The following is a 15,458-nucleotide window of genomic DNA, read 5'->3' as shown; positions in this document are numbered from 1 at the left end:
TTCACCTCTTACTACTGTTAATTTGACCATTATAGCATAAAATCATGTGTGGGCCACATTGTTATTTACAATACGGCTCACTCACCAATCCGAAAGAACTTATACTTACATTCAGATGTCCATGCGTAAGAGTCTTCATAGGACCAATAACGGTGCCGACTATTGTTCGTGTGCGCATTGACTAACGGCATTCCGTCGTTATCCTTATCAACAACAATTGTATTATGATCCCATTTCCCGTCCCCTTCAAAATCATAGCAGATGATATCACCGGGCAAAAGATCAATGGCATTTTCCAATTCCTTACCTTTAAGACCTTGGTTTGAACCACTTAAATACCATCGTAACGAATGTGCCACAGCCCAGCTGTAACTCCAGGTGTTATCTTCATACCACCATCCACTTCCTCTATTTGGCGCTCCTTTCATTGGCGCACCACCTGCATGTAAGCACTGGGAAACATAATTTGTACAATCAACACTAAACTTCTTATAATCTGGATTATAATCATTCCACCATCTCTCAGCATACTGAACTGCTGTTCTCCGGTCGTATTCAAACCGTTGATCAGGTCCATTCTCTCTTTGTAATGGATCGATGGTCGGTATTGGCTCTTGTTGTTCTTCCGAAAGAATTTCCTTGTCTTCTACAAGCGTTCCTTTATAAAATAATGCTTGATGAAATCTTTCATCCTCTTCATGATAAAATTTTTTTCCATTTTTAACAAAAAATATTACATTCAAGTTATACTCTACTTTCATCTCTTTACTTGCTGTTTCATAACTACGAAATAATCTACCTTTTCCTGAAATTCGAGGAACCTTATTCCCTCTTTTTTCATGATATTTCTTTTTATCAAGAATCCAATTTGGTAAATCATCTACTCGATCCATTTCTAATTGCTCTGACCAATATTTTTTAATTTGATCAACTACTTTCATCGACATCACTCCTTCTGTTTAAGCCTATGAACTCAACTCGGAAGCAATGATTATAAATTAACCTCTTGAATAAAAAACCAAAGACACTAGTTTGATTAATTAATCAAACTAGTGTCTTCTCTAAACGCAAAAGATGTTTTTTCTTTTCCATTCCACCGTTATAACCAACAAGTGCGCCATTGCTCCCGATAACACGGTGACAAGGAATGATAATAGACAATGGGTTTTTATTTATTGCACCTCCAACAGCTCTAATAGCTTTAGGTGCTTGAATACACTTTGCAACATCTTTATAGGATCTTGTTTCACCATAAGGAATCTCTTTAATTAGCGCTTCCCAGACCTTCTGTTGGAATGGTGTTCCTAGTAAGTGATAATCTATCGAAAATTCCTGTCTTTCCTCCTGGAAATATTCTATTAATTGTTTTTTGACCTGATCAAATCTTGATGGATCCTTGACTATAGAAGATGAAAGAAAAAATCTTTTACTCCACGTATGAAGAACCGACGATAATTGTTTCATTTCCCCAAAATCAATTCTGCATAAACCTTTATTAGTCATGATGATCGTTAATGGGCCGACTGGCGTTTCCATTTCATCATAATAAAGATAAGATTGATTCCCCATACGAAGCCTCCCTAAAGATATTTTTCATTCATTTATGCTTTTTTATCTTATGCATTTTCTTATATCTAATTGTACTAAAAAGATTCAGCAATAAAAAGCGCTATGGAAGAGTTTTACAAAATTTATACATGAATAGATTGAAATGCCAATCCTTTCTCCATTTCAACAAGAACCTCTGGATCTGATTCTTTTACCATCGCTTTCTTAATTTCTTCAAATCCATCTTTGGTACTAATTTTCCCAATTGCCCAAGCTGCTGTCCCACGGATTACTGGTCGCGGGTCTTCGTTCATTACTCGAACTAATTCACCTATAGCTGACACTTCCTTGTAGTGCGCTAAGCCAATAATTGCGTTTCTTTGAATCGGTTTTTTGCCACGCCAAGAACCTGCCATATCACCGAATTTCTCCTTGAATTCCCGGTTTGACATTGATAACAACGGAACAAGCCTTGGCTTAACTAATTCCGGTTCTGGTTCCATTTCAGGATGATGGTGGAAGTCTTTCCCTTTATTCTTTGGACAAACTACCTGACAGGTGTCAAACCCATACAATTGGTTCCCTATTTTTTCACGATACTCATCTGGTAAAAAACCTTTTGTTTGTGTTAAGAAGGCAATACATTTTTGTGCATTTAACCTGCCACCTTCCACCAAAGCACCAGTTGGACAACTATCAATACACTTTGTACATTCACCACATCCATCATCAACCGGTGAATCAGGAGGAAATGGAATGTTAGTAATCATCTCACCTAAGTAGACATAGGAACCAAATTCTGGAGTTATAATAGCACAATTTTTCCCACTAAAACCAATCCCAGCTCTTTCAGCTACAGCACGGTCAGACAACTCACCAGTATCTACCATCGGTTTGTAGGTAAATCCATTAACCTTATGTTTAATAAATTCACCTAACTTCTCTAATTTGTCTCTCAATAAGTGGTGATAGTCCTTCCCCCAAGACGCTCTACAAAAATTACCACGACGATCACCTTTAACACTCTTTGGGGCATCTTTCAATTTTGTAGGATAAGCAAGTGCAATCGCGATAATTGACTGTGCTTCAGGCATTAATCTAGTCGGTTCGGTTCGTTCTTCAATCGTACCTTTTTCAAATCCAGATTTGAAACCTGATTCTTGTTGGAGTTTAAGTCTAGATTTTAATTCTGTAAATTCGTCAACGGAGGCAAAACCAATTTTATCTATACCAATTTGTTTGCCGTAATTAATCACTTCTTCTTTAAGTGTTTCATAAGCCATTCCATTCCCCTCCTTTCTTTTTCCATAAAACTTATTTATATTAATCCAATATCTTTACATTAGCTGTACGTATTCGATTTAGTGTTGCTGCAATTTCAAAACGACGCGGTCTTGCTAAATCACCAGGATGTTGATTTGGAAAAGCAGCAAATGAAGCTAAGCCTTTTTCATCAATTTGTTCTTCTATCCGATTCAGTAGCTGTTCCAAGGATTGTTCGTTTTTTAACATCCCCTGTTTATCTAAATACCGAATGATTTCAGCAATCATGTTCGTTTGAGAACTATCCACTAATTGTTCTATATAGTGTAGCGATATATCTGTTTTGCCCATAATAATCGTAGATAAACCTTTAGCCTGAACCTTTGAATTCTTACCTCTCTGTGTTTGTAGACTAGCAGGTAGAAAGTATCGCTTGCTAATAGATCCGAAACCTTGTGCATCATAAGCATCTCTGACATTTGGATATTTTTCAGCTATTTCCTTCGCCTGCTCTGTGACATTTTTGGGTTCATATTGGTCCATCATGATAACTTGGTCAGCTACATCAAAATAATCACCTGAGCCACCCATTACTAGTATTGTTGAAACTTTTAGGTGGTCATTCATTTGTTTAACTTTATCAATAAACGGAGTGATTGGTTCTTTTTCTTTAGCAACTAATGCTTGCATTCTAGAATCTCGAATCATAAAGTTAGTAGCACTCGTATCCTCATCGATTAAAATGGTAGTGGCCCCTGATTCAATTGCTTCGACGACATTAGCCGCTTGTGAAGTACTACCACTTGCATTTTCTGTAGTAAATCGTTTTGTATCTTGTTGATGTGGAAGGTCATTTATAAATGAAGATATATTTACAGTACTTATTTGTCTTCCATCTTCGGCACGAACTTTAACGGCATCAGGGTTGGTCACAACAAATTCTCTACCGTCCCCTACTATATGATGATACACGCCACGTTCAATTGCATTCAACAGGGTACTTTTTCCATGATACCCTCCGCCAACAATGACAGTTACACCTTTCTTAATAGCCATACCCTCAAGTGGTTGATTTTGATGTGGTAAATGAATCTGAACCTTATTTGTGTCCGGACTTTTAAATGGAATTGCTTGTTTTAAAGGTTTATTACTTATACCACTTTGTCTTGGCAATATCGAACCATTCGCAATAAAAGCAATCCATTCATTCTCTTCCATTTTCCTCCTAATTGCTTGATGTTGATCAGCCAATTTTACTGCTGCATGGATGGAATCATCTTCTATAGAAAAAATAGATTTTGATAAAATCCCTGGTATTGCATCAAATAAAAGCTTTTCTGCTTCATTTCCGTTTATTCTTCGTCCATTAGCAGGTAAACCAATCGATAAACAAATTGTCACATGGCTTGGATCTATACTTACTGCGGTTCTATCTAATATTTCTTGTCCTGGGGCATCAATGGCAATCAAGCCACTTTTACCTGATCCTTTGCTTTGTTTATTATTTTTTGCTATAGCTGCCGCTACAGAACGAGCAATTGTGTCTTCTGCATATACTTTACGAAAATAATCATCTTTCCAAGATGAATCAATTTTACGATATACATTAGGAATTATAATCCTAATTTTAGATGGGGCAGCAAACGGATCACCTTGAACGTAATCAACCATTAATTCAAAATGATGAAAGGAATATCTACCTTGAATCGATTTATATGCTTTAAAACTTTTGCCATCTATTTCTGACAATAACTTTTGTAGTTTTTTCAATTCGTCATACCACCTTTTTAAAACACCTTTATACCATAGAATACAACCTATACTAATATAGTTTCAAGTGATGGCTATAACAAATGACACATTAAAACGGCATGCTTTCAAAGAAAAGCATACTTGCTCAAAACCAAAAGTTTAAGGTGAGTGAAAACAAGCTTTATTTGTTAACATTCATTTGCTCGCGAGGAGACTGAAACGTTCCCAATGGAAAGCGAGTCTTTTTACGTAGCGCCAATTTACCACTGTACTAGGAAAGTATTGTAGAAAGGTTAAGAATACTAATGCAGACTTTATGTTTATCTCTCATAAACAAAACTTATAGAAAAAAGCATAAAAATAAAACGCAATGCTTCGTTGCTTATTCAACGAAACACTGCGTTGCTCACGTGTTTAATGGAGCGGGTGAAGGGAATCGAACCCTCATCATCAGCTTGGAAGGCTGAGGTTTTACCACTAAACTACACCCGCATATAGGTAATATTAAAATTTTATATAAGTCACACACGATATGTCCCTGCATCTTCCAGCCTATTCAAAGAAGATTAATGCTTCGGGACAACTCGAAGCTTACTCGGTGGATGTGTCGCACGTGGCTGAGGTTTTACCACTTTCTACACCTGCATATACTAATATTTTTTATGTAAAGTTATTTTATGTTTCTGTCATATAATCTGTCAAAACTTATGTGATGTTTTATATTATAACAACCGAACAAAATGTATGCAAGAGAAAATCTACTTTTTTTGTCGAAAGTTTTAATAATTAAAATATTGTAAATATTATTGACTTTCTTTCATTATTGCATATAATTTGCCTTAGAGAAACTTTTTGCGACTACAGCAATTAAATTAACCATATGCACACTACTGAATTTCACAACATAATGTGAAATTATATTTTTTTAAAAAAGTTGCATTAAGGAAACAAAAATAGAGGAGGTAAATTAAAATGAAGAAATGGTTTATCAGTTGTTTATGTCTAGTAATAATAGGGTTAGGAGGGTGCTCGGTAAAATCAAACACTTCGGAGGAAGCAAGCAATGAAAATATTGAGGTAGTTACAACGATTGCTCAAATTGGTGATATCACAAAAAACATCGGAGGCGATCATGTAAATGTCAGCAGTTTAATGGGACCTGGGGTGGATCCACACTTATACAACGCCGTACAAGGAGATATTCAAAAATTAGATCAGGCAGATATTATTTTTTATAATGGATTACACCTTGAAGGACAGATGGGCGAGATTTTTGAAGAGATGAAACAAAACAAACCCACGATTGCAGTTGCAGAGAATATCCCCTCTGACAATTTACTGGCTGACCCTGCAAGCCCAGACATCTCGGATCCACACGTTTGGTTTGACATAAATATATGGAAATATGCAGTCGAAGCAGTTAGAGACGGATTAATTGAATTGGATCCTGATAATGAAGAGACGTATGTTGAAAACACCAATGCATATGTACAAGAACTAGATGAGGTAAATGACTATGCTATTAGTAGATTCGAAGAGATACCGAAAAAAAGCCGCGTACTCGTTACTGCTCACGATGCATTTAATTATTTTGGTGAAGCTTATGGTTTTGATGTACTTGGTTTACAAGGTTTAAGCACAGAATCAGATTATGGCGTAAGTGACATAGAACGAATCATCGATGTATTAGTGGAACGGAATATTAAAGGGGTATTCGTAGAAAGTAGTGTATCTGAAAGATCTATTAATGCAGTTGTGGAAGGTGCAAAACAAGAAGGCCACCAAGTAACTATTGGCGGGGAGCTATATTCTGATGCAATGGGCGAAGCAGGTACAGAGGAAGGAACCTATATTGGTATGTTTAGACACAATGTAGATACAATTGTTAACTCTCTAAAATAAGGAGGAATTAGAATGGATGCTTTATCAGTGAAGAACTTAGCAGTTACGTATGATAAACAGCCAGTATTAGAAAATGTATCGTTTTCTGTACCAGAAGGATCATTAACAGGAATCATTGGTCCAAATGGCGCTGGAAAATCAACGTTAATCAAATCTATACTACAATTACTTCCTACTTTATCAGGAAACGTAGAAGTTTTTAATCAACCGTATAAAAATCAAAAAAAACTTATAGGCTATGTTCCACAACGAAGTGAAGTAGATTGGGAGTTTCCTACCAATGCCTTAGACGTTGTATTAATGGGACGCTATAGTCACATTGGCTGGTTTAAACAGGCAAGTAAAAAAGAAGTTGAGTGGGCAAAAACCTGTCTGGATAAAGTTGGTATGGCTGCATTTGCGAAACGTCAAATTAGTCAATTGTCTGGTGGACAACAACAACGGGTATTTCTTGCTCGCGCACTTGCTCAGGATGCCAAAGTTTACTTTATGGATGAACCTTTCAGTGGTGTTGATGCCGCTACAGAAAACGCTATTATTAAACTCATGAAACAGTGGAAAGCAGAAGGGAAAACAGTCCTTGTTGTTCACCATGATTTGCAAACTGTTGAAGATTATTTTGATCATGTATTGCTATTAAACAAAACCCCCATAGAGTACGGGGAAACACAAGTAGTGTTCACGCTAAATAATTTAGAAAAAGCATATGGCGGAAAAATAGCTTTCTTGCAGAAAGGCACTGCTAGTTCTCAGGGGGTTAAATAAATGGACTTCATATTTGATCTATTTTCTGGAGCTAATATTAGATGGGTGCTGTTTGGAAGTCTGTTATTAGGTTGTGCCAGTGGAATCATTGGGAGCTTCGTATTATTAAAAAAACAAAGTTTGATCAGTGATGCCATGGCGCATGCCGCCTTACCGGGTGTATGTATCGTCTACATTATTTTTGAAATAAAGTCTGTTCCGATGTTATTAATAGGTGCAACGATTACGAGTTTAATAGCAACTCAATCGATACAAACAATTATTAAACATTCTAAGATTAAATCGGACGCTGCCATCGGGATAATCATTTCTGTTTTTTTCGGTTTCGGTATTGTATTACTCACATTCATTCAACAAAACTCTAGCGGAAACCAAGCCGGTCTTGATTCATTCATATTTGGTCAGGCAGCATCATTAGTAAGGAGCGATATTCAATTAATTACGGTTGGATCACTACTACTAGTCATCTTGACGACATTATTTTTTAAAGAGTTTAAGATTAGTATTTTTGATCCGCTTTTTGCGAAAGGGATAGGATTACCTGTTACTTTCTTTAACGGAGTATTGCTTGCACTAGTTGTAGGGGTTGTCGTAATTGGGATACAAATGGTAGGCGTTGTACTTATTGCTGCACTATTAATTACTCCCCCACTTGCAGCAAGGTACTGGACAGAACGATTAGGAATGATGGCTATTTTAGCTGGTGTATTCGGTGCAATATCTGGAGCATCCGGTGCTGTCTTAAGTACAATGATAGCCAATCTACCAACAGGACCGATGATGGTATTAAGTGCATCATTGATTTTCCTATTATCTTTGTTATTTGGTAGTAAAAAAGGAATTGCACTAAAGGCGGTGAGACATCTATGACCTATACGTTATGGATTATTTTAACAGGTTGTTTAGTCGGCCTCACTTGTGGTGTGACTGGTTCTCTTTTAGTATTAAGGAAAATGTCAATGCTTGCCGATGCAATTAGTCACACCGTCTTATTGGGTATTGTTGGAGCCTTCTTTGTCAGCCATTCATTAAACGGTTTACCCATGCTAATTGGAGCTGGAATTGTTGGAATCTTAACAGCTTTTTTTGTCGAGTCTTTACACTCATCCGGTGTACAATCCGATGCTGCAATCGGAGTTGTGTTCACCTCCCTGTTTGCACTTGGGGTGGTCTTAATCTCTTTTATTGGTGACCAAGTACATCTAGATACAAAGCATGCGCTTATGGGTGAAATAGCCTTTGTTCCTTGGGATATTTTAGAAATAAATGGTGTTAGTTACGGACCAATTGCTGTTTGGATGCTAGGTATTGTATTCATAATAAGTATTATATTAATATGGATCTTTTACAAACAGATTAAAATATCCACCTTCGATCCACAATTTGCGAAATTAATTGGAGTGCCAGTTGTCTTCATTCATTATTTGTTAATGACAATGGTATCTTTATCCACGGTTGCTGCTTTCGATAGTGTTGGAGCTATACTTGTAGTAGCAATGCTCATTGTACCAGGAGCAACTGCTTACTTGCTCACTGACCGATTTTTCATCCTCTTATGCTTAAGCGGTGTGATTGGTATTCTATCCGCAATTGTTGGTTATACACTTGCTGTGTATTGGAATGTTTCAATCGCAGGAGCAATGGCTTGTGCAGCAGGAATCTTTTTCTTATTTGCCTTTTTATTTAGCCCTTCAAATGGGTTAGTAGTTCGCAAAATAAAAAACTTAAGGTATTCTTGATTTTTTTGCTTTCAATGCGTCTAAAAGGTAACTTCTTTATAACTTTACTTTATGCATCAAGTGAAATCTTCTTAACGATTTCACTTGATGCTTTTCCACTATCAGAATGATGTTCGATTTTCTATATAGAATCTAAGTACAAAAAGTATAGAATCTAAGTACAAAAAGAGATTAATTGTTTCTAAGTCATATCAGAATAATGTATCATGTAACATAATGCATATTTAAATATTAATAAACAGTTCCTACAAGCACATACACTTAAAATAGAATAACTGTTTAAAAGGAGGTTCATTTTTATGACAGTCTATCAAAACATTTTAACGCAATCTGGATTCATGGATAACACACAGTTAACCTACCCCTTTGAAGAAAGAGGGTTACAATTCGGTGACGGTATCTATGAAGTAATTCGTATATACAAAGGCAGTTATTATTTACTTACAGAACATGTCAATCGTTTATTTCGGTCTGCCGATGCGCTAAAAATAACATTACCTTTTACGAAAGAAGAATTATATATAAATTTAGAACAACTTATAAAACAAAACAATATTACTAAGGATGCAAAAGTGTATTTACAAGTCACACGCGGATCCGCAGCTCGGGATCATGTTTTTCCAGATGTTGAAGCAAATTTTTACGCCTATGCACAAGATCTTCCAAGACCAACTGAAAACCTGCGGCATGGAGTTGCAGCAATCACGATTCCTGATATTCGCTGGCAAAACTGTTATATAAAAAGTCTTAATTTGTTACCAAATGTACTAGCAAAACAAGAAGCAAAAGAACAAGGATGCTTTGAAGCAATTTTGCATAGAGAAGAAACAGTTACTGAATGCAGTTCCTCAAACGTTTATCTCGTTAAAGGAGATACGATTTACACACACCCGGAAACAAACACGATATTGCATGGTTGTGTACGATCAAGAATAAAAACATTGCTAGACAACCATTCCATTGCATTTAGGGAAACAGCATTTAATTTAGAACAACTAGCAGATGCTGATGAAGTTTTCTTATCAAGCAGTACAGCTGAAGTGATGCCTATTATTATGATTAATAATAATAGTGTTAAAGACGGAAAACCAGGGAAAATTACACAACTACTTCAAAAGATGTATGAGCAAGATAGCAAAATCCATGATTCTATTTTCTCTTAAGCCACCAAATATGGTGGTTTTTTTACTTTAGTACTTTTTAACACCATCTTAGTGTATGATATTATTTCACACATAACGGAGGAGGCGGGTTTATATGAAGAGAATTATGATTATTGGTAGTGGTGGTTCTGGAAAGTCAACACTTTCGAAACAACTTGGAAGAGTGCTTTCTATTCCCGTACACCATTTAGATGCTTATTTTTGGAAGCCAGGATGGCAAGCTGTTTCAAGAGAAGAAATTTCAGCAATTCAACAACAAATATTTGAAAAAGATACGTGGATCATTGATGGGAATTATAGCGCAACGATGGATAAACGTATCGAAGCTGCTGATACAGTCATCTTTCTTAATTACTCTACCGCTCGCTGCTTATATGGGATTGTGAAACGTCGGATTCAATTCCATAGTAAAACACGTCCTGATATGGGGCAAGATTGTCCAGAAAAACTAGATTTAGAGTTTTTCATGTGGGTTGCTAGTTATCAAAAAAATAAAGTGCCAATAGTTAGGGAGAAACTAAAAGTCGCTAATAAAATTCAATTACTTGAGTTTAAGAATCCAAGACAAACAAAAAACTTTTTAAAAAATCTATCATAACAGCTTTTCATGACTTCTACAGGAGGTATTACAATGGCAATAACACATGTTGGTATACTATTATTCGATGAAGTGGAAGTGTTAGATTTCGCTGGTCCTTTCGAAGTTTTTTCGATAACAGAAAATAACGGACAGAAGCTTTTTTCTGTCACGACTGTTTCAGAAAAAGGGAAGTTAATCCATGCAAGAAATGGGTTAAAAGTGCAGCCGGATTGGAGTATTAGGACTGCGCCTGAATTTGACATCTTGATTATTCCTGGAGGATACGGTGCGGAAGCAATTGAAATTAATAATCAGGTGCTCATTAATTGGATTCAAAACCAAGCTCACGCCACTCGTTTAATAGCTTCTGTTTGCACAGGTGCTTTCTTATTAGCGAAAGCAGAGTTACTTATAGGAAAAACGGCGACAACCCATTGGATGGATATAGACAAATTACAAAAAGATTTTCCAGAATTAACTGTAAAAAAGGGCGTAAAATATGTTGATGAAGGTAATATCATTACATCTGGGGGAATTTCCGCTGGAATTAGCATGTCCCTATACATCGTCGAAAGATATTTTAGCACTACTATTGCTATACAAACAGCTAAGCGAATGGAATATGATTGGAAATTATAATAAAAGCGCGGGGCGCCTTCGAAATAAGAAAGACCTTGTTTCGAAAGGTGTCTTACTATAAAGTATTTCTTTGTGCTCATCTTAGGGCAATTAAGATGAACAACTATGTGGTGCTCTTTACCATATAGATGTTTGTCTCGGAAAGGCGCTAAAGAAAGCATCTCCGAATTTTTCATAAGTTTCATACCATTTTCCCCATAAATAAATTACAATCTTCCACTCTTTTATTGTTAGTCACATAAAAAAGCATCCCTTATATAATATAGAAAAAGAAATAAAAATTTAACTATATTAGGAGAGGAATCTATGCCAATTATAAACGGAAATCAATATATAAATCGCATAGATAATTTAAATGCAAGCATTTGGTATGACGGAAAACTTATAGATGAAAAAGTATCCGATCATTCTGCATTTAAAGGCGTTATAAAAAGTCAGGCAAACTTGTATGACTTACAACTAAAAGATGATTTAAAAGATACGATGACCTATATTTCCCCTACAACTGGAGAAAGAATCGGCACTTCCTATATGCAGCCTAAAACAAAAGATGATCTAGTTAAAAAACGTAAAATGATACAACATTGGGCTAAAACAAGTGGTGGTTTACTTGGAAGAAGTCCAGATTATATGAATACCGTTATTATGGCTTTTGCCGCTTCTGCTTCTATTATAGATGGAAAGGAAAACTGTTACCCTAACAATCTTATTAACTTTTATGAAAAAGCTCGAGAAGAAGATTTATCATTCACCCACACCTTTATTTCTCCTCAAGTGAATCGCTCGCAGTTATATTTTGAAGAATCCGATGAACCAATAGCTGCCAAGATTGTGGGTAAAAATGAGGATGGAATAATTATTAAAGGTGCTCGCCTTTTGGCAACGCAAGGTGGGATTACGGATGAAATACTTGTATTTTCACCAGGCGGTATTACAGATGAAGCACACGCTTTTGCTTTTTCCATTCCCTCCAATACAAAAGGTTTGAAATTTTTATGTAGAGAGTCATTTAGTGAGGGTGAATCATCTTTCAACTACCCACTTAGTTCACGATTTGAAGAAATGGACTCAGTTGTTGTATTTGATAATGTAACTGTTCCTTGGGAACGTGTATTTTTCTATCATAATCGTGAAGTAGCCAATTATTTTAAAAGTAGGAGTGCGTTTGTTCCATTCACACTTCATCAAGTTGTGGCAAGACAGATAGTCAAAGCTGAGTTTGTTTTAGGGATAGCACAAGCAATCGTTGATACAATTAACATTGGAGAATATCAGCACGTGCAAGAAAAGATATCTGAAATCATTGTTTCTGTTGAAACAATGAAAGCACTAATAATTAAAGCAGAAACGAACGCAGAACTTGATGAATTCGGACTAATGAGACCAGAACCAAAACCACTACACATTGCTATAAGCATATTCCCTAAGATTTATCCAAGATTAACTGAAATAATACAAATACTTGGTTCCAGTGGTATGGTTTCTATTCCGTCAGAAGCAGACTTTCAATCGGATATCAGAGATGACCTAGACCACTATTTACAAGCTTCAACCAAAAATGCATATGATAGGGTGAAACTATTTCGATTAGCTTGGGACCTTACCATGAGCTCATTTGGAACAAGACAAACACAGTATGAACGATTCTTTTTTGGCAACCCTATTAAACTCTCAAGTGAATTATATTATAGTTACGAAAGATCACATCTTATCAATTGGATTGAATCCTTTTAACACATCTGGAAGCAGATGTGTTTTTATTTTATACATTCATGGCAATTAACTGCTTTTATTACTTCATTTCTTCAGCTCACGTTCTAGACGCTCTTGATATATTAGGTCAGCGATCTCGTAAAATGCGTGAATACGCCCTATATAGTACATTTTGTTAATTGCAGTATTAGCTTGCTTCTCTTTTCTTTTATATTCCGCTAATAGCTCTTGTTCCTTCTCTGTTAACATTTTTCTTTTTTCTACTGGAAATGCTACTACCTCTCTAAGCACAATATTACCTCCCTTTCTGTTTTCTCCTAGTATCTCCATTTAGTGCTATGTCTTATACTCCCGTAATGTTTAATCAAAGCAACAATGGGAATAGTTACTAAAAGATAAAGAAAGGAATGATTTTTATGTTCTGGACAATTATTGGACTAATTCTTTTATTTTGGTTTGCTGGACTTCTTCTTGACCTTGCAGGTGGTCTCATCCATATCCTACTTGTAGTAGCGTTAGTAGTATTTATCGTTAAATTAATAAAGAAAGTTTGATAAATCTAAATAAAAAATAGCCTCTTGTCAAATCTGACGAGAGGCATAAGATAAATAAATGTTAAATAAATAATAGTAAACTGAGTGCCATAACTGCCATTCCACCTATTAAACCATAAATAGAAATGTGTGCTTCATCATACCTTTTTGCGGCAGGTAATAATTCGTCTAAAGAAATAAAAACCATGATTCCTGCTACTGCTGCAAAAATTATACCGAAGATTACATCGTTTAAAAATGGCATTAAAAATAGATACGCCACTATCGCTCCTACAGGTTCAGATAGCCCTGATAAAAAGGAAAGTTTGAATGCTTTCTTTTTATCACCTGTAGCAAAATAAATTGGTACAGATACAGCAATCCCCTCGGGAATATTGTGAATCGCAATAGCTATTGCGATTGCAATTCCTAAGTTAGGATCTTGTATTACGGATGTAAACGTAGCAATACCTTCCGGAAAATTGTGAATCGCTATTGCAAGTGCTGTAAAAGTTCCCATTTTTAATAAGTCAGGATCTTTTATCGCCGTTTCAGGCTTTTTCATATCTTCAACTTTTTTTAATTCATGTGGGTTTCCTTGTTTAGGGATAAACTTATCAATTAATGCAATTAAAAGCATTCCACTGAAAAAACCGGCGACTGTTAACCATTGTCCTACACTCGGACCCATTGCTCCAACCAATGAATCTTGTGCTTTAACAAAAATTTCAATCATAGATACATAAATCATAACACCTGCAGAGAAGCCTAATGCCAGTGATAAGAATTTAGTGTTTGTACTTGATGTAAAAAATGCGAGTATACTCCCTACACCTGTGGCAAGACCCGCCATTAATGTTAACCCAAAAGCTAACAGTAGATCTTCTGGCATACTCCAACCTCCCCTATTTTGGGTAAATTAACTCATTATCCATTTACTTTTATAATTCGAACAAAAACCATGAAAAATACTTACCACGTATATTCTATATATATATATATATAGAATTCTACTTTTCATTATACACATAATTATATGGACAACTTAAAAAATGTTTACTACAGTAAACATTTTACACCCGAGTAAATTTTATAGTCAACTATTATATTTTATTTTCAGATAAATGGAACACTTATAGTCTTACAGTTTACTCCTACCAAAAAAATATTTAAACAAACGTTTGATTAACATACCATTCTACATTGCATTGGTTTAATATACCAGAACCTCTTTCCTATAAAAGATTATATGCAGGTCTTTATTTACTTGTTAAATCTTTTTATAAATAATAATAATTAACTATGGCTCTTTTTGTATCCATTGTTATCTTACAACCGTAGAACTTGATAGAAAGTTTGAACTAACTTTATCGTTTCTTTCTAAGATGAGTGCTAAATCCAGCGCTATGGAAAAATACTCCCTTTGCGGGGAAAGCACCTTAGCCTCCACAGGACAAGGAAAGCTCCGGAAGCAATGCATCGCATGCAGAAAATTGGCCTGAATTTTCATGGAGTGTCGTATTTTTTCTCCGCTTAGTATAGCTTTACTATTCAAAAGTGAAGAAGAATTTCAAAAGCATTAGTTTTATCGAGTAAAGCTTATTATCAATTAGGAAAACTTTGAACCAGTGAAGGAGATGCGTAGACTCCTACGGGAACAGCGAATGTTTTAGCGTGGGGCGAGTAACCACAGTCCCACGAGCTGAAAATCCACTCAGAAGCTATATTCTTCTGAGTTAGCTGAAGCCATGCCCGTGGAAAGCGAAGTATTCTGCCGAAACGGAGTATTGCACTTAATTCTCATTCAACATAAAAAGATAGTTAAGAATACTAGTGCAGACTTTATATTTTATATGTTTTA

At 35.7% G+C, this 15,458-nt stretch carries 15 protein-coding genes and 1 tRNA gene; 9 read left to right on the top strand and 7 right to left on the bottom strand.

Annotation, left to right across the window (positions count from 1 at the left end):
* Positions 1–77: 77 nt before the first annotated feature.
* The 5 genes from QQS35_RS08080 to QQS35_RS08060 all read right to left on the bottom strand — a co-directional run bounded on the left by QQS35_RS08080 (position 78) and on the right by QQS35_RS08060 (position 5,055).
* Positions 78–941, bottom strand: a complete 864-nt coding sequence (locus QQS35_RS08080) for an amidase domain-containing protein (protein ID WP_285931438.1) — start codon at positions 939–941, stop codon at positions 78–80.
* Between the two features lie 103 nt (positions 942–1,044).
* Entirely contained in the window at positions 1,045–1,569 is a 525-nt protein-coding gene (locus tag QQS35_RS08075) for a methylated-DNA--[protein]-cysteine S-methyltransferase (RefSeq protein WP_285931436.1), read from the bottom strand.
* A gap of 122 nt (positions 1,570–1,691) precedes the next feature.
* Entirely contained in the window at positions 1,692–2,831 is a 1,140-nt protein-coding gene (gene queG / locus QQS35_RS08070; protein ID WP_285931435.1) for a tRNA epoxyqueuosine(34) reductase QueG, read from the bottom strand.
* Positions 2,832–2,871: 40 nt separating this feature from the next.
* Positions 2,872–4,581 carry an ABC-ATPase domain-containing protein gene (locus QQS35_RS08065; RefSeq protein WP_285931433.1) on the bottom strand — a complete coding sequence of 570 codons (1,710 nt, stop codon included), beginning with the start codon at positions 4,579–4,581 and terminating at the stop codon, positions 2,872–2,874.
* 400 nt (positions 4,582–4,981) lie between these two features.
* Positions 4,982–5,055: transfer RNA gene (locus QQS35_RS08060), tRNA-Gly, on the bottom strand.
* A gap of 480 nt (positions 5,056–5,535) precedes the next feature.
* On the opposite strand from QQS35_RS08060, the gene QQS35_RS08055 reads away from it, so the two are divergent.
* The 8 genes from QQS35_RS08055 to hpaB all read left to right on the top strand — a co-directional run bounded on the left by QQS35_RS08055 (position 5,536) and on the right by hpaB (position 13,085).
* The gene (locus tag QQS35_RS08055) at positions 5,536–6,465 is read left to right on the top strand and encodes a metal ABC transporter solute-binding protein, Zn/Mn family (RefSeq protein WP_285931432.1); all 930 of its coding nucleotides are present in this window, start codon (positions 5,536–5,538) and stop codon (positions 6,463–6,465) included.
* A 12-nt stretch (positions 6,466–6,477) separates the two neighbouring features.
* Positions 6,478–7,230: a metal ABC transporter ATP-binding protein gene (locus QQS35_RS08050; RefSeq protein ID WP_285931431.1), complete on the top strand. Its 753-nt coding sequence runs from the start codon at positions 6,478–6,480 to the stop codon at positions 7,228–7,230.
* Entirely contained in the window at positions 7,231–8,100 is an 870-nt protein-coding gene (locus QQS35_RS08045; RefSeq protein WP_285931430.1) for a metal ABC transporter permease, read from the top strand.
* The gene (locus tag QQS35_RS08040; RefSeq protein WP_285931429.1) at positions 8,097–8,969 is read left to right on the top strand and encodes a metal ABC transporter permease; all 873 of its coding nucleotides are present in this window, start codon (positions 8,097–8,099) and stop codon (positions 8,967–8,969) included. The genes QQS35_RS08045 and QQS35_RS08040 overlap by 4 nt, the downstream gene beginning before the upstream one ends.
* A 299-nt stretch (positions 8,970–9,268) precedes the next feature.
* Complete coding sequence (gene dat / locus QQS35_RS08035; protein ID WP_285931428.1) at positions 9,269–10,132, top strand: D-amino-acid transaminase; 864 nt, start codon at positions 9,269–9,271, stop codon at positions 10,130–10,132.
* 94 nt (positions 10,133–10,226) lie between these two features.
* Complete coding sequence (locus tag QQS35_RS08030; RefSeq protein WP_285931426.1) at positions 10,227–10,730, top strand: DNA topology modulation protein; 504 nt, start codon at positions 10,227–10,229, stop codon at positions 10,728–10,730.
* Between the two features lie 33 nt (positions 10,731–10,763).
* Positions 10,764–11,351, top strand: a complete 588-nt coding sequence (locus tag QQS35_RS08025; RefSeq protein ID WP_285931424.1) for a DJ-1/PfpI family protein — start codon at positions 10,764–10,766, stop codon at positions 11,349–11,351.
* Positions 11,352–11,657: 306 nt separating this feature from the next.
* A complete protein-coding gene (gene hpaB / locus QQS35_RS08020) occupies positions 11,658–13,085 on the top strand; it encodes a 4-hydroxyphenylacetate 3-monooxygenase, oxygenase component (protein ID WP_285931423.1) in 1,428 nt (475 codons plus the stop codon).
* A 63-nt stretch (positions 13,086–13,148) separates the two neighbouring features.
* Here hpaB and QQS35_RS08015 read toward each other — a convergent pair whose 3' ends face one another.
* Positions 13,149–13,355 (bottom strand): hypothetical protein, encoded by a 207-nt coding sequence (locus QQS35_RS08015; protein WP_285931422.1) that lies wholly within the window; start codon positions 13,353–13,355, stop codon positions 13,149–13,151.
* Between the two features lie 125 nt (positions 13,356–13,480).
* Between QQS35_RS08015 and QQS35_RS08010 the strand changes: the two genes are divergently transcribed.
* The gene (locus QQS35_RS08010) at positions 13,481–13,618 is read left to right on the top strand and encodes a lmo0937 family membrane protein (protein WP_285931421.1); all 138 of its coding nucleotides are present in this window, start codon (positions 13,481–13,483) and stop codon (positions 13,616–13,618) included.
* 61 nt (positions 13,619–13,679) lie between these two features.
* Here the strand turns inward: QQS35_RS08010 and zupT are convergent, their stop codons facing one another.
* Complete coding sequence (gene zupT, locus QQS35_RS08005) at positions 13,680–14,489, bottom strand: zinc transporter ZupT (RefSeq protein WP_285931419.1); 810 nt, start codon at positions 14,487–14,489, stop codon at positions 13,680–13,682.
* Positions 14,490–15,458: the final 969 nt, after the last annotated feature.

The organism is Aquibacillus rhizosphaerae, from assembly GCF_030282825.1.
GTDB lineage: Bacteria > Bacillota > Bacilli > Bacillales > Amphibacillaceae > Aquibacillus_C > Aquibacillus_C rhizosphaerae.
This window is presented reverse-complemented; position numbering and strand designations above follow the sequence as displayed.

Coding starts and splice junctions, on each gene's coding strand:
- QQS35_RS08040 (WP_285931429.1), top strand. CDS start 8,097: ATGACCTATACGTTATGGATTATTTTAACAGGTTGTTTAGTCGGCCTC.
- QQS35_RS08080 (WP_285931438.1), bottom strand. CDS start 941: ATGAAAGTAGTTGATCAAATTAAAAAATATTGGTCAGAGCAATTAGAA.
- queG (WP_285931435.1), bottom strand. CDS start 2,831: ATGGCTTATGAAACACTTAAAGAAGAAGTGATTAATTACGGCAAACAA.
- QQS35_RS08050 (WP_285931431.1), top strand. CDS start 6,478: ATGGATGCTTTATCAGTGAAGAACTTAGCAGTTACGTATGATAAACAG.
- dat (WP_285931428.1), top strand. CDS start 9,269: ATGACAGTCTATCAAAACATTTTAACGCAATCTGGATTCATGGATAAC.
- QQS35_RS08025 (WP_285931424.1), top strand. CDS start 10,764: ATGGCAATAACACATGTTGGTATACTATTATTCGATGAAGTGGAAGTG.
- QQS35_RS08075 (WP_285931436.1), bottom strand. CDS start 1,569: ATGGGGAATCAATCTTATCTTTATTATGATGAAATGGAAACGCCAGTC.
- QQS35_RS08055 (WP_285931432.1), top strand. CDS start 5,536: ATGAAGAAATGGTTTATCAGTTGTTTATGTCTAGTAATAATAGGGTTA.
- zupT (WP_285931419.1), bottom strand. CDS start 14,489: ATGCCAGAAGATCTACTGTTAGCTTTTGGGTTAACATTAATGGCGGGT.
- QQS35_RS08045 (WP_285931430.1), top strand. CDS start 7,231: ATGGACTTCATATTTGATCTATTTTCTGGAGCTAATATTAGATGGGTG.
- QQS35_RS08030 (WP_285931426.1), top strand. CDS start 10,227: ATGAAGAGAATTATGATTATTGGTAGTGGTGGTTCTGGAAAGTCAACA.
- QQS35_RS08010 (WP_285931421.1), top strand. CDS start 13,481: ATGTTCTGGACAATTATTGGACTAATTCTTTTATTTTGGTTTGCTGGA.
- hpaB (WP_285931423.1), top strand. CDS start 11,658: ATGCCAATTATAAACGGAAATCAATATATAAATCGCATAGATAATTTA.